We start from the raw sequence: 13,583 nt of genomic DNA, 5'->3' as shown, positions 1-13,583 counted from the left end.
TCCTCACAGCCCCTTCGCCGCGGTGCGGACGAGGACGAGGCCGCCGTTCGGGCCCGGGACGGCGCCCTTGATGAGCAGCAGACCCTTCTCCGCGTCGACCGCGTGCACGGTCAGGTTCTGGGTGGTCACACGCTCGTGGCCCATCCGACCAGCCATGCGCAGGCCCTTGAACACACGGCCCGGGGTGGCGCAGCCACCGATGGAACCGGGCGAGCGGTGCTTGCGCTGGGTGCCGTGACCGGCGCCGAGACCACGGAAGTTGTGGCGCTTCATGACACCGGCGAAGCCCTTGCCCTTGGAGGTGCCGGTCACGTCGACCTTGACACCCGCCTCGAACAGCTCGGCGGTGATCTCCTGGCCCAGGGTGTACTCGGACGCGTCCGAGGTACGGATCTCGACCAGGTGGCGGCGCGGGGTGACACCGGCCTTGGCGAAGTGGCCCGCGAGGGGCTTGTTCACCTTGCGGGGGTCGATCTCGCCGAAGCCGAGCTGGACGGCGCTGTAGCCGGCCGGGCTGTCGGCGGTGTGGACCTGGGTCACGACATTCGGCCCGGCCTTGACGACGGTCACCGGGACGACCCGGTTGTTCTCGTCCCAGACCTGGGTCATGCCGAGCTTCTCGCCCAGGATGCCCTTAATCTGCTTAGCCATCTTCGGTGCGCCTCTCAGAGCTTGATCTCGATGTCGACGCCGGCCGGCAGGTCGAGACGCATCAGCGAGTCAACCGTCTTCGGCGTGGGGTCGAGGATGTCGATCAGACGCTTGTGAGTACGCATCTCGAAGTGCTCGCGCGAGTCCTTGTACTTGTGCGGCGAGCGGATGACGCAGTACACGTTCTTCTCAGTGGGCAGCGGCACCGGGCCCGCGACCTGCGCACCAGTACGGATCACCGTCTCGACGATCTTCTTCGCCGAGGAGTCGATGACCTCGTGGTCGTAGGCCTTGAGCCGGATGCGGATCTTCTGTCCCGCCATGGCTACTCAGTAGTCCTTTGTCCTTAGTCACTTCACGACCCCCCTCCGACCCCCGCGCTCGGGCGTGTCGCACTCGCGCTTGCAAAAAACCGGCGAAGTACTTCGTCGGTTTCGAACTTTCGGGGTGGGGGGGCAGCCGGGTCGAGGCCCCGCTCACGCTTCCCGGAAGATTCCCGTACTTTCGCCCCGCAGCTGCCGTGGCGTAGAACTCACGCTTGACGGCCATCACGGGAACGACGAGTACATGGGACTCGCTTCCAGTCCTCCCGGCGGGAGGCGCGCAGCATCGGCACTCAACCGAGCAACTTGGACATACTGCCACATGGAGCAGCCGGGATGCCAATCGGGGCCGGTGAGGCGTACCTCACCGGCCCCGACGGGGTGGTCCCGCTGCTCAGTCCTTGCGCCAGAGCACCCAGTCGTGGTCCTTGCTGGACTTCGCGACGTGCCAGCCCGGGAGCGGCTTGTCCCAGCTGTCCTCCGGCTTCACCTCGGGCTCCTTGCCCTTGGCGTCCTTCGCGCCCTTCGCGTCCTTCGCATCCTTGGCGGCGTCGTCCTTGGGCTTGGGGTAGGTCAGCAGCATGGCGGTGGCCTGCTCCGGCGGGGTGTTGCCGTGCTTGACGTTGCTGGTCCAGACCCGGCCCTGGTAGACCTCGAAGGTCAGCGACATCCGGGTGCCCCAGGGCAGGTCCCAGTCCAGGATCACGCTGTCGTCCTTGCGGATGCCGGCCTCCTTGGCCAGGCCGACGGACTCGTACTTGCGGAACTTGGCGTGCGGCTTGGCCACGTTGTCGGTGACGGCGACCGTGGCGTAGGCGGCGAAGATCGTCAGGCAGCCGACCAGGGCCGCGACGATCCGGCGGCCGCCGGCCACCCGCAGCAGCAGGCAGACGGCCAGCACGGCGAGCGCGCCCAGGGTGGTCCGGACCATGTGCAGGCCGTCCCAGGCCGAGGAGAGGAACTGCGCGTCCGGCACGGCCCACGGGATGATCCACACGTTGAGCTTGGAACCCGCGTACTCGGTGACCGACAGCATGGCGATCCCGATGACCACCACGCCGACCGCGGCCAGCCGCAGCAGCGAACGCGTCCCGGACCGGAACAGCACGGCCAGGCCGACCAGCATGAACACCGGCACCAGCACGGCGCAGTAGCGGGCGTACACCCAGTTGTCGACCCGGTTGTCGTCCGCGAGACCGGCCGCGGAGGCCAGTGCGGTGCCGCACAGCAGGGCGACCATGCAGAAGGCCACCACCCGCTGGGCCACCGGGAAGCGGCGGTGGAACACTGCCACCACGCACAGCACGAAGGCGATCGCCCCGAGGCCGTAGGTCGAGGTGGTGAAGTACCACAGCTCGCCGAACGTGCGGACGATGATCGTGGTGGTGAGCTTGCCGTTCTCGAGGTTGTCGAAGACCTTGTTGCCCACCCCGGCGTCGGGCACGTCCTTGAACTGGCCGGTGACGTAGGCGGACAGCAGCTTCACGCCGGCGTAGGCCACCGCGAGCGCGGCCACACCGGCCACCGCCGAGAGGCGCGGGGCCCAGCCGAGGGCCAGCACCACCAGCAGGACCAGGGCGGTCAGCGCCACGACCACGCCGCCGCGGTCGTGGGTGGCCATCGAGTAACCGGCGGCCAGGCTCATCGCCGCCGCGTACAGCGAGCGCCGGCGCATCGACCCGGGCGAGAGCCAGCCGTGCATCCCGATCAGCCAGATGAGCAGGAGCACCGGGAGGACGGCGTCCGTCATCACGAACTGGGAGTAGAAGATCACCGGCGGCACCAGCGCGACGGCGGTGCCGGCCAGGAAGGCGTGCGGACGGGACAGGCCCAGCCGGCGGGCCGCCACGAAGACCAGGGGGAAGACCAACGCGTTGAGCACCGCGTTGATGACCATGATCAGGTGGTACGCGGTGGCCGGGTTGTCGGCGAGCCGCAGCGCCGGCGAGATCAGCAGCGGGTAGCCGCCGGGGATGATCACGCCGGTGGGCATCTCGCTGGCCGGGTGGCCGGCCAGCACCCGCGCGATCGCGAGGTAGCCGTCCTCGTCCGCGTGCACCGAGGGGTAGTAGTTGTGGATCGACAGCGCCAGCCGGAACGCCGTCTGCCCGAGGTAGCCGAGCACCAGGGCCACCGGCCAGAACCAGCGGTGGGCGGCGAGGGCCCGCAGCCGGACCAGCAGCGCCGAGGGCGTCGACTGCTCGGCGGCGGCCGCGGTCGCGTTCCCGTCGCCGTCCTCCCGCAATCTCCGCCCGCCGGGCTCCTGGGCAGAATCGATCAACGGCTGCACCGGGGCACTTCCCTCGTTGTTGGAACCAGCACTTGTCATGTCCTACTTGCAGGTGCGCCGCGAGTCACCTGCACGCACCCCCACTCCTTGGATCGCTCGGGAAGTCTGCCATGCGGCCTGATGTGGAGCCAGTGTGATCATTCGGCGGACGAGGCCCCGCCGCAGGCCGCTCCCGGGCCGGGTCAGCTGCTGCGGACGGCGCGGCCGACCATGGCTCCGGCATGGGCGAAGTCGCCCGCGCCGAGGCGTCCGGCGGCGACCATCAGGGCGTGCAGCCGGGACGACAGGTGCAGGTCGGCCGAGCGGGCCGCCGCGTTCCAGCCCTTGGCGCGCAGTTCCTTGGCGATCAGCCCGTAGTAGCGCAGCTCCTCGTCGAAGCGCTTGCCGTCCTTGACCCGGGTCGAGGAGTCGCTGGCCTGGTGGCGGCGGTAGCGGAACACCTCGCGCTCGTCGACCAGCAGGTTGCCGCCCTCCATCAGCATGTCGACCATGAACGCCAGGTCGTGGACGGCGTCGATGTCCGGGCGGTACGGGATCTTCGACAGCGCGGACTGCCGGTAGAGCAGCGACGGGGTGTACAGCCAGTTCCCGGACAGCAGGCTCTTCACCGCGTCCTCGCCGCTGATCAGGCCCGCCTTGCGGGCCGGAGCGGCGATCCGGCGCTTGACCTTGTCACCGATGCCGAGCGACGGCACCAGGACCCCGTCGCTGTCCATCACCTTCACGCCCGGCTGGACCGCGATCGCGTTCGGGTCGGCCTTCATCCGCTCCAGGACGACGTCCAGGTAGTTCGGCTCCAGCAGGTCGTCGGCACCCATCATCGAGACGAACTCGCGCTCGGCCAGGGTGGAGGCCTTGTAGGTGTTGCCGTTGGGGCCGAGCCGCTCCTCGTTGCGGACGTAGCGGATCCGCTCGTCGGCCAGGCCCTCGATGTACTCCAGCGCCCGGTTGCCCGGGTACTGGTCGTCCACCACGGTCAGCCGCCAGTCCTGCTGGTGCTGCGCCCGGATGCTGTCGATGGTGGCGAACAGGTACTCCGGGTCGCCGTAGTACGGGATGACGAAATCGACGCTCATGGCGGCGCCGCACCTCCTGGTCCTGGGTCGTGCTTCGGTGCCGTCCGGCCGCGGCCGCCGGGCGAGCCAAGTCAACCAGCTTCCGACCGGTGATCGCCGAGCGGTGCCGCTCCGGACCGTCGCACCGGCCGCCGTGAGCGACCGGCCGGCACCCGGGGAGAACGGCCCCGGCGGATCTCCCGGTTCAAGGCGCCGTCCGGAAATGCGGATTTCCGCGCCGCACCCGGAATGTCCGATCCGCGTGCCGGTTGTCCGCCTTGTCAGCCCATTCCGGGTATTCCGTGCGCCACCGATGGCAATATCAGGCTACTGTTACAGTCCCCTTCGGGGCACCGCGCCCCCACCGGGTTTCGAAGGGTTCCCGAATGACCATCAGCGCACTCGACGGCCTCGAAGAGACAGGCCGGCCGCGCGCCACCCCGCCGGATCCCTACCCCTCCCCGCGCCCGGCCACCGGCCGCCCCGAATCGCGGTGGTGGCTGATCGCCGAGGGCGCCACGGGAGTCGTCGTCGCGCTGTTCACCACGTGGCTGGCGCGTTACGCGGACGTGAATCCCATGGTGCGGATGGGCCAGGTGAGCGGACTCGCCTGGCTCCAGCTCTTTCTGCTGCTGCTGCTCGGGGCGACGCTCGCCGCGGTCATTCCGGCAATGCGCCACCGGAAACTGCTTCCGGTGCAACTCGGCGCGGCGGTAATCTCCGGCCTCGCCACCGGAATTACCGCGGCGGGCATCTCGGTCGCGCTGAAGGGCACCAGCTGGCCGCTGAACGGTCAGGCCGGCGACTCGCTGACCCTGCAGAACTGGGCGTACCAACTGCTCCACGGCGGATCGGTGGATCCGACCTACCCCCCGCTGTTCCCGCACCTCCTGAGCTGGTCCACGCGCCTGTTCACCGACGGGGACCCGGGCCACGCGCTCAAGCTGCTCGACCTGGCGTTCACCGCGCTGCTGGGCCCCACCGCCTACCTCGCGTGGCGGCTGCTACTGCCCCCGCTGTGGGCGCTCGGGATCGGCGTCACCTCGGCGCTGCCGCTGATGGACCCGTACAAGCCGTACACCTCGATGGTCCTGGTCGGCCTGCTCCCCGTCCTGGCCAAGCTGCTGCAGCTGGTCCAGCGCGCGCAGCTGCTCGGCCGACGCGAGGCGGTCCTGCTCGGCGCGGCCGTCGGCGGGACCCTCGGGGTGCTGTTCCTGCTGTACTCCGGCTGGTTCGTCTGGTCCGCCGCGGGGCTCGCCCTGCTCGGGCTGATCCTCCTGGTGCGGCTCCAGCGGCTGCACGGCTTCCGCGCCCTGGGCGTCGCCCTGCTGCTGCTGGGCGCCACCTTCGTGACGTTCCTGCTGGTCTCCGGCGCCTACCTGTACCAGCTGCTCACCTCGGCCGGTGCGGCCGTCGACCGGTACTGCTACTTCGACGTCTACACCGAGCCCAGCTACTTCGCGATGTGGGGCAGCGACGTGCCCGGCTCGCTGGCGTACACCACCTGGCCGGTGCCGGGCGAGATCGGCGGGGTCGGCCTGTTCGTGCTGCTGCTGCTCGCCGGGGCCGCTGCGGCGCTCGCGCTCGGGCCGCGCAACTCCGTCGTGCTGGCGCTGGCCGCGGCGGCGGCGAGCGCCTTCCTGATGCGCTACTGGTACGCCGCCCACATGTTCCAGAACCAGGCGATCATGCTGTACCCGCGCACCAACGGGCAGCTGCTGTACTGCTTCATCGCGCTCACCGGGTTCGCGTTCCACCTCGGCGCGGACCGCTACCGGACCCGGCGGCTGAAGACCGCGCCCGCCGCGTCCGGACCGCCGGCCGCCGTCCGCACGCCGCGCGGGGCCGTGGTCGGCGCGTTCTGCGCCCTCGGGCTGCTGTTCGGCATGGCCGCTTCCTCCACCGCCGGCAAGTACATGCCGGAGGACCCGTCGGTGCGGGCCGGCTACGGCAATTTCGCCTGGGAGGCGCAGACCCTGCGGTCGCCCGACGGCAGCTGCTCGCCGTACGTGGCGGCGAACCTGTGCCGGACGCCGGCGACGTCGGAGGAGGCCGCGACCTTCCTGGAGCAGCGGGCCGCCGAGCAGGCGAAGCAGCTGCAGCAGCACGACCCGCTGAAGTCGCCCTGCTCGGACCGCAACCCGTACCCGAAGGCGAGCGCGCCCGGCGCCGCCTCCGGGCGGCTCTCTGCGGTGATGGCCGCGCTGGTCAGCGGCTGACCGCCGGTCCAGTACGACAGCACGACCGTACGACGAAGCCCTTCCCGCAGAGGTCCGCGGGAAGGGCTTCGTGGTGTCGACCGGTCGGATCAGCGGCCGTCGAAGGCGTAGATGTGGACCGGGTCGTTCCCGCTGACCAGCCGGAACCGGGTCGGGTCGGACTCGACCAGCTTGATCATCTGCTTGTCCCGCCACCCGGACGGGTCGAGGGCGAGGTACTGGGCACCGCTGCGGCGCACGCCGGCCTCGAAGGTCCTGAGGTCGTCGTTGGTGGTCACCTGGACGAGCCTGCGCTCCATCTTCATGCCCACCAGCGGCAGCCGGATGTCCGGCCCCTGGTCCGAGATCGCGATGACCGAGCCCTTGGGCAGCTTCCGCGCGCTGGGGAAGTCGCTCCACGGCCAGACCTTGTCCTGCTGGGTGCGGCGGTGCTGCATCAGGTCGACCGTCCCGCGGAACGCGTCGAAGGTCGGCAGCCAGCCCGGCGACGGCGCCACCCAGGAGGGCTGGCTCGCCTTCCACCCCGCGTTCCCGGCGGTGCCCACCAGGGCGAACCCGATGGCCACCGCGAGCGCCCACCGGGCGTACCCGAGCCCGCCGACGGGCCGCTCGGCGGTCCCGGTGATCCAGGTCAGGAAGACCGCGAGGAAGACCCCGCCCAGGATCGGCAGGTAGACGGTGTAGCGCGCCCACCACGGCCCCGGGCTGGCCGCGACCATCACCATCATCGGCAGCAGCAGGCCGAGCAGCGGCGCCCACTGGCGGCGGCGGACGAAGACGACCACGCCCACGATCACGGCCGGGAACAGCACCCAGAGCCACCCGGTGCCGAGACCGCCCAGCCGCTGGTCGTACGAGAAGGGAACGGCGACCGGCGTGGTCCACGACTCCCAGAGCTGGCCCGGGACGCCGCCGGCGGCCTTGATCACGCCCGGGGTGTTGTTGACCATGATCAGGTCCTGCACGGTCCCCTTGCCGATGAACCCGAACATCGTGAACGGGTAAAAGGGGTTGTCGTACTTGATCCAGGTCCGGACGTACCAGTACGAGGACAGCAGCACCGACGGCAGCACCATGGCCGTCCCCAACACCACCAGTCGGCCCACCCCGTGCCGCAGCGGCCCGGCCGGGCCGCGATCCGTCGAGCCGGCGGCGGCCGCCCGGCGGTCCGCGACGATCGTCAGGACGACCTGGCCGACGCCCACGGCGACGACGCAGGCCATGGTCAGCAGGTTGGAGGCCTTCACGCTGGTGCCGAGGGCGAGCGCCACACCGGCCAGCCACAGGTGGTTCAGCCGCCCCTCGACGGCGCCGCGGCCGTTCGGCAGGGCCAGCACGAACTGGAACGCGGCCGTCGCGGTGGTCGCCGCGCCCACGTCGACGTAGGAGGTCGAGGACTGGGCGATGACGGCGGGGATCAGCAGGAAGCCGAGCGCGCCGAGCAGCGCGTGGTCGCGGCGCGCGCCGAACCGCACCGCCAGGCCCACCGCGGAGGTGAACCCGAGCAGGAAGAACGGCAGGCCCGCGGCCCACGACCAGCGCAGGGTGTGGGTGAAGACACCGGCCCAGGCCCCGAGGACCTCCTGGCCCTGCGGGTAGACGTCCGACCAGAACGCGGCCGGGGTGTGCCCGATGTGGCCGTCCTGGATCCACTGGGCCGGGCCGACCAGGTGGTACCACATGCCGTCCCACTCGCTGGGCAGGACGAACGAGCCGAGCGCGATCCGCCAGCCGTACCCGGCCAGCACCAGCAGCGCGAGGACGACCACGGCCGGGTTGCGCCAGACCGACCCGCAGCGGCGGACCGCCCGCAGGACGCCGGAGACCGTCTCGCGGTGACGCACCAGCAGGTCGGGCCGAGTGCGCACCACGACCACCTCGGCGGCGCCGGCCAGGACGGCCACGGCGAGCATCGGGACCGGCTTCAGGCCGTGGACCGGGACGCCGACCAGTAGGGCCAGCCCGATCAACTGGGCCACCCCCGCCAGGATCCAGCCCGACAGGGCCTCAGCGGCGCGCCACGGCCCCAGCGCTCCGATCACATGCGCCGTGCCGACGGCTGTCGCCAACAGAGCCGCCAACAGCCCCAGTACGCCCACGAGAGAACCTCAACCCATCCACGACTCGGCCTCATACGGCACTTGACAGTGATCCGGGCGACGGTACCAGAGGCGACCAACCGATTAATTGATTACCCAACTGCAGGTAAATTGTCCGAATGGTCACTGCTCGTCCGCTTACACAGGGCCCGGCATAAGAGGTGGGCGGGGGTGCTCGAAGGCCGTTCGAGCCGGTCTGTATCCTTGCCGTGCACGCGTGTCGCCGGGGGGCACCCAGGGCTATCCAGGGTTCTGTGGTACCGAGGTGACGTCCGGTCCCCCGCTTCAGAAGGCGCGCTTCCCCGCTTCTTCGTCAGAGGACAACCAGAATGGCCCAGATTCTCCGGGCGTTGCAACGAGTGGACGACCAGGTCCACCGATCGGTCCGCGAGCGGTTCGGCGACAAGCGTTCGGTTGACGTCAGCAAGGCCCTGTCCTGGACCGGCGAGCACGCCGCAGGCTGGCTCGCGCTCGGTGTCGCCGGTGCGATCGTCGACTCCGACCGCCGCGGCAACTGGCTCCGGGCCACCGCCGCCGTCGCCGGCGCCCACGTCGCCAGCATGGCCATCAAGCGCGTCGTCCGCCGCCCCCGCCCGAACGGCCCGGGCATGGAGCCGCTCGTGAAGACCGCCGGGAAGCACAGCTTCCCGAGCTCGCACGCCACCTCCTCCGCGGCCGCGGTCGTCGCCTTCGCGCCGCTGCTGCCGGCCGCGACCATCGCCCCGGTCGCCGGCGCGGTGTGCTTCTCCCGCCTGGTCGTCGGTGTCCACTACATGTCCGACGTGGTCGGGGGCGCCGCGCTCGGCGCCGCCGTCGCCGCGGCCGGCCGCTCCTGGATCACCAAGGGTCAGCGGGCCGATGGCTGAGGCGACCCTGGAGTCCGGAACCGCGACCGCGACCGCGACCGCGACCGCTCCCGAGATAACCGCCGCGACCGAGGTCCGCGCCGCGGTCGAGGTCGACACCGCGTCAGCCGTCCGCCCGTTCCGGCTCAAGGCGCTGCCCGGCGGCCTGATCCGCAACGCCCGGCCCCGCCAGTGGGTCAAGAACGTGCTCGTCCTCGCCGCCCCCGGCGCGGCCGGGATGCTCACCCATACCGCGGTGCTCCGTCAGGTCGGCATCGTCTTCGTGCTCTTCTGCGCAGCGGCGTCCGCGATCTACTTCCTCAACGACGCCATGGACGTCGAGGCGGACCGCGCCCATCCGACGAAGCGCCACCGCCCGATCGCCTCCGGCGTGGTGCCGCTGCCGGTCGCCTACCTGTGCGCGGCCCTGCTCGCCGGCGGCGCCATCACCGGCGCCCTGCTGCTCTGCAACACCCCGACCGCGATCGCGCTGGGCTGCTACCTGGTGATGCAGTTCCTGTACTGCACCGGCCTCAAGCACGTCCTGGTGGTCGACCTCGCCTTCGTCACCTCCGGCTTCCTGATCCGCGCGATGATCGGCGGTCTCGCCGCCCAGATCCAGCTGTCCCAGTGGTTCCTCATCACCACCGGGTTCGCCGCGCTCTTCATGGTCGGGGCGAAGCGCTACTCCGAGCTGGTCAGCATGGGCGACAAGGCCGCCAGCTCGCGCAAGCTGCTCGGCGAGTACAGCGACAGCTACCTCCGCTTCGTCTGGCAGGCCTCCGCCGCCGTCACCGTGCTCAGCTACTGCCTCTGGTCCTCGGACCACAGCACCGGCGCGGACACCGCGCTGCGCCAGATCACCGTCCTCCCCTTCGTCTTCGCCATCCTGCGGTACGCGGTCTTCGCCGACCGCGGCGCCGCCGAGGCCCCGGAGAACGTGGTGCTGAAGGACCGCCCGCTGCTGCTGCTCGGTGCGATCTGGGCCTGCCTGTACGGTTTCTCCGTCCTGGGTGCCGTCTGAGATGGCGAGCCGTGAACAGCTCCGTTCCGCACTGCCGGAGCTGCTGAAGTTCGGGGTCATCGGTGGGCTCGGCTACGCCACCGACGTCGTCCTGTTCGTCCTGCTGCGCGACTCGCTCGGCCCGGTCCTCGCCAAGGTGATCTCGCTGGGCGCCTCGACCGTGGTCGCCTTCGTCGGGAACAAGTACTGGACGTTCCGGGAGCGCCGGGCCGGCGGACCGACCGGCGAGACCGGCCGGGAGACCGCGCTGTTCCTCGCGGTCAACCTGGTGGGTGCGCTGGTCCAGCTCGGCTGCCTCGGCTTCTCGCACTACCTGCTCGGCCTGACCAGCCCGACCGCGGACCTGGTCTCCAGCAGCGTGATCGGCATGGCCCTCGCGACCGCCCTGCGGTTCTGGGGCACCAGGACGCTGGTGTTCCGCGAGGCCCGCGCCTGAGCCACCCGACCGACGAGTAAGGGCCGCACCCGGTGGGTGCGGCCCTTCCTCGTACTCGTTCCCTCGCCGTGCGGGAGTCGCCCGGTCAGCGGTCGGAGCTGACCGGGGCGTCGAGGCGGTCGTTGTTGTGGCGGATGCCCTCGGTGATGGCCACGGTGCGGGCCAGGTCGGTGATCTTCTTCTCCAGCGAGCGGAAGCGCAGGTAGGTGTTGAGGGTGAGGAAGCCCATCGCGATCACCATCAGGTAGAGCACCAGGTCGGTGCCGCGGCCGACGCCGAGCGCGGTGGCGAGCTTGGTCACGCCGCTCGGCCACAGGATGGCGACGACGTTGGCGATCACGAACAGCGCGAAGGCGATGCGCTTCCACGCCCGGGTGTTCGCGGCGTCCCAGCGCCGGACGAACAGGAGGGCCATGGCCACCGCGGCCGCGACCAGGATCAGCTGGATCCAGAGGTGATTCATCGGCGGTTACGCTCCCGCAGCGAGATGTCGAAGAGGATGTTCACGCCGTTGATCAGGGACTGGCCCTTGGCGCGCGAGTAGTCGGTGTACAGGATGTCCACCGGGAGTTCGGCGACCCGCAGGTCCGAGCCGGCGAGGAAGGAAACGATCTCCGAAGCGTGCGCCATGCCGTTCATGGTGATCTTGATCCGGCTGGCGGCCTCGCGGTTCATCACCCGCAGACCGTTGTGCGCGTCGGTGAGCTTGAGCTTGCGGGCCGTCGGGCTGACCGCGGCGGCGGTGCGGAGCACCACCCGCTTGATCCACGGCACCTGGCCGGTCTGCTCGATGAAGCGGGAGCCGAGCACGATGTCGGCCTCGCCCTCGCGCAGCAGCGCCACCATCTTCTCGACGTCCGCGGTCTGGTGCTGACCGTCCGCGTCGAAGGTCGCGAAGTACTCGGCGCCCTCCTGGGCCAGCGCGTACTTCAGACCGGTCTGGAGCGCGGCCCCCTGCCCGAGGTTGACCGGGTGGCGCACCAGGTGCGCGCCGGTCGTCATGACGTGCTCGGCCGTGTCGTCGGTGCAGCCGTCGTCGATCACCACGATGTTCGGGAAGGTCTTGCGCGCGCCCTCCACGACCTCGGCGATCACCTGGCCTTCGTTGTAGGCCGGGATCACCAGCCAGACGTTGTCATACTCGGACACAGGGGCTCCATGCTTGGCGAACGGCACGGCTCCGCGTGCCTCGGGTCTGTCGGTGATGGTCATGGGCGACGGCCGATCACGGTCCGGTCCCCCGCCTCAGGAGGTCCGCAGCGGCTCGGCCGCGGTCCGGTCGGCGGGCGCCGCCGCGGGACGGGAGGGGAACGCGCGGTACAGCGACCACAGCATCAGTGCGGCACTGACCAGTGAGCCCGCCAGGTACGCGAACTCCGCGCGGAGGCCGACGGCACCCGGAGCGAGCGCGACAGCCACCAATGCTACGGAACCGGCGGTCCACCCCACCAGCTGACGCCGGTGCTGCGCGCTCGACATCAGCGCCTGGCCGAAGACCGTCGCGAGGACGTAGCAGAGCGTCCCGAACACCAGCCAGGTGAAGTCCAGCGGTCCGAGCACGTCCTTGGCGTTGAAGAGCAGCGGGTTGAGCTTGGAGCCGAGCACGATCACCGGCAGGCCGCCGCCGATGCACATCGCGGCGACGATCGCGGTGGTGCGGGTCAGCACCTTGCGGAACTCGGCGTGGTCCCCGGCCGCGGCGGCGCCGGAGAGCGCGGAGACCATCGAGGCCTGCAGGGCGCTGTAGGCGAACAGCGGCGCCCGGGCCATCACCACCGCCTGGCCGATCGCGAAGACCAGCGCGTCGGAGGCCTCGGAGTGCTTCGGCGACAGCAGGCGCACGCAGACCACGGTCGCGTTGACCACCAGCTGGCTGAGCATCACCGAGGCGATCAGCAGGCCGAGGCCGCTGGTCAGCTGCTTCCAGGACACCTCCGGCCCCGGGGTGCGGTCGGCCAGGGTGTCGCGCAGGCCGATCAGCGAGGCGGCCAGCGGGGAGACGAACAGGATCAGGCCGAAGGCCAGTGCCGAGTGCAGACCGACCACCGCCGCCAGCGCGGCCAGCCCTATCCGCAGCCCGCCGTCGACCGCCAGCTGGGTGCCGTACGGGCCGAACAGCCCGAGGCCGGCCAGCGCGCCGCGGGCGACCGAGCTCACCGCGAGGCCCGCCAGGCCGCCGGCCAGCGCGACCACCAGGGTCCGGTCGCCGCTGAACAGCTGGTCGGCGATCGGGCGGGCGGCGACCGCCAGCACCGCGCAGACCGCGACCAGGATCGCCATGGCGAGCAGCAGCATCCGCCGCACGGCGGGCAGCGCCCCGTGCCCGGCGACCTTGCGGGCGGCCACCAGCCGGGTCAGTTCGAGCTCGACGGGCTGGAAGAGTCCCCACCCCACGGACATCACGATGGTCCAGAGCATCGTCACCCTGGCCGCGCCGACGGTGCTCAGGCTGTAGCCCACGAGCGCCATGTAGACGTACGCCGAGGCTCCGAGCACGACCGTGCCACCGACCACGAGCCGCGCCCCCGGGGGAAGCACCCCCAGTAGCTTGGCGATCGGGTTCTTCATCACATGACCACCGAATTCACCGGCCGGCCTTACCATACGTTTCCGCACGAGGCCGGCCAGGCCGTGCGATTGC

Annotated in this window: 12 protein-coding genes; 4 read left to right on the top strand and 8 right to left on the bottom strand. The window is 70.6% G+C overall.

Going from position 1 to position 13,583, the window contains the following annotated elements; translation table 11 throughout:
- Positions 1-3 precede the first annotated feature (3 nt).
- The 4 genes from rplC to O1G21_RS22815 all read right to left on the bottom strand — a co-directional run bounded on the left by rplC (position 4) and on the right by O1G21_RS22815 (position 4,340).
- Complete coding sequence (gene rplC, locus O1G21_RS22830) at positions 4-651, bottom strand: 50S ribosomal protein L3 (RefSeq protein WP_270146473.1); 648 nt, start codon at positions 649-651, stop codon at positions 4-6.
- 14 nt (positions 652-665) lie between these two features.
- On the bottom strand, positions 666-974 hold the full coding sequence (rpsJ, locus tag O1G21_RS22825; RefSeq protein WP_012785157.1) for a 30S ribosomal protein S10: 309 nt from the start codon (positions 972-974) through the stop codon (positions 666-668).
- Between the two features lie 394 nt (positions 975-1,368).
- The gene (locus tag O1G21_RS22820) at positions 1,369-3,264 is read right to left on the bottom strand and encodes a hypothetical protein (protein WP_270146472.1); all 1,896 of its coding nucleotides are present in this window, start codon (positions 3,262-3,264) and stop codon (positions 1,369-1,371) included.
- 182 nt (positions 3,265-3,446) lie between these two features.
- Positions 3,447-4,340 (bottom strand): glycosyltransferase family 2 protein, encoded by an 894-nt coding sequence (locus O1G21_RS22815; protein ID WP_270146471.1) that lies wholly within the window; start codon positions 4,338-4,340, stop codon positions 3,447-3,449.
- 365 nt (positions 4,341-4,705) lie between these two features.
- On the opposite strand from O1G21_RS22815, the gene O1G21_RS22810 reads away from it, so the two are divergent.
- Entirely contained in the window at positions 4,706-6,538 is a 1,833-nt protein-coding gene (locus O1G21_RS22810) for a hypothetical protein (RefSeq protein ID WP_270146470.1), read from the top strand.
- An 89-nt stretch (positions 6,539-6,627) separates the two neighbouring features.
- Here O1G21_RS22810 and O1G21_RS22805 read toward each other — a convergent pair whose 3' ends face one another.
- Positions 6,628-8,637, bottom strand: a complete 2,010-nt coding sequence (locus O1G21_RS22805; protein WP_270146469.1) for a hypothetical protein — start codon at positions 8,635-8,637, stop codon at positions 6,628-6,630.
- A 329-nt stretch (positions 8,638-8,966) separates the two neighbouring features.
- Between O1G21_RS22805 and O1G21_RS22800 the strand changes: the two genes are divergently transcribed.
- Genes O1G21_RS22800 through O1G21_RS22790 form a run of 3 tightly spaced genes read left to right on the top strand, consistent with a single transcriptional unit; the run spans position 8,967 to position 10,942 of the window.
- Positions 8,967-9,503, top strand: a complete 537-nt coding sequence (locus O1G21_RS22800; RefSeq protein ID WP_270146468.1) for a phosphatase PAP2 family protein — start codon at positions 8,967-8,969, stop codon at positions 9,501-9,503.
- Entirely contained in the window at positions 9,496-10,506 is a 1,011-nt protein-coding gene (locus O1G21_RS22795) for a decaprenyl-phosphate phosphoribosyltransferase (protein WP_270146467.1), read from the top strand. The genes O1G21_RS22800 and O1G21_RS22795 overlap by 8 nt, the downstream gene beginning before the upstream one ends.
- Position 10,507: 1 nt before the next feature.
- Entirely contained in the window at positions 10,508-10,942 is a 435-nt protein-coding gene (locus O1G21_RS22790; protein ID WP_270146466.1) for a GtrA family protein, read from the top strand.
- An 85-nt stretch (positions 10,943-11,027) separates the two neighbouring features.
- Here the strand turns inward: O1G21_RS22790 and O1G21_RS22785 are convergent, their stop codons facing one another.
- The 3 genes from O1G21_RS22785 to O1G21_RS22775 form a co-directional block, all read right to left on the bottom strand.
- Positions 11,028-11,405 carry a DUF2304 domain-containing protein gene (locus tag O1G21_RS22785; protein WP_270146465.1) on the bottom strand — a complete coding sequence of 126 codons (378 nt, stop codon included), beginning with the start codon at positions 11,403-11,405 and terminating at the stop codon, positions 11,028-11,030.
- A complete protein-coding gene (locus O1G21_RS22780; RefSeq protein ID WP_270146464.1) occupies positions 11,402-12,091 on the bottom strand; it encodes a glycosyltransferase family 2 protein in 690 nt (229 codons plus the stop codon). The genes O1G21_RS22785 and O1G21_RS22780 overlap by 4 nt, the downstream gene beginning before the upstream one ends.
- Positions 12,092-12,187: 96 nt before the next feature.
- Positions 12,188-13,510, bottom strand: a complete 1,323-nt coding sequence (locus O1G21_RS22775; protein WP_270146463.1) for a hypothetical protein — start codon at positions 13,508-13,510, stop codon at positions 12,188-12,190.
- Between the last annotated feature and the right edge of the window lie 73 nt (positions 13,511-13,583).

The sequence above is a fragment of the Kitasatospora cathayae genome (assembly GCF_027627435.1).
Taxonomy (GTDB): domain Bacteria; phylum Actinomycetota; class Actinomycetes; order Streptomycetales; family Streptomycetaceae; genus Kitasatospora; species Kitasatospora cathayae.
Note: the sequence above shows the minus strand (reverse complement) of the source record. Positions and strands in the feature narration are given on the sequence as shown.

Excerpts from the sequence above, each read along its gene's own strand:
- rplC (WP_270146473.1), bottom strand. The coding sequence starts at position 651 with ATGGCTAAGCAGATTAAGGGCATCCTGGGCGAGAAGCTCGGCATGACC.
- rpsJ (WP_012785157.1), bottom strand. The coding sequence starts at position 974 with ATGGCGGGACAGAAGATCCGCATCCGGCTCAAGGCCTACGACCACGAG.
- O1G21_RS22815 (WP_270146471.1), bottom strand. The coding sequence starts at position 4,340 with ATGAGCGTCGATTTCGTCATCCCGTACTACGGCGACCCGGAGTACCTG.
- O1G21_RS22810 (WP_270146470.1), top strand. The coding sequence starts at position 4,706 with ATGACCATCAGCGCACTCGACGGCCTCGAAGAGACAGGCCGGCCGCGC.
- O1G21_RS22800 (WP_270146468.1), top strand. The coding sequence starts at position 8,967 with ATGGCCCAGATTCTCCGGGCGTTGCAACGAGTGGACGACCAGGTCCAC.
- O1G21_RS22795 (WP_270146467.1), top strand. The coding sequence starts at position 9,496 with ATGGCTGAGGCGACCCTGGAGTCCGGAACCGCGACCGCGACCGCGACC.
- O1G21_RS22790 (WP_270146466.1), top strand. The coding sequence starts at position 10,508 with ATGGCGAGCCGTGAACAGCTCCGTTCCGCACTGCCGGAGCTGCTGAAG.
- O1G21_RS22785 (WP_270146465.1), bottom strand. The coding sequence starts at position 11,405 with ATGAATCACCTCTGGATCCAGCTGATCCTGGTCGCGGCCGCGGTGGCC.
- O1G21_RS22775 (WP_270146463.1), bottom strand. The coding sequence starts at position 13,510 with ATGAAGAACCCGATCGCCAAGCTACTGGGGGTGCTTCCCCCGGGGGCG.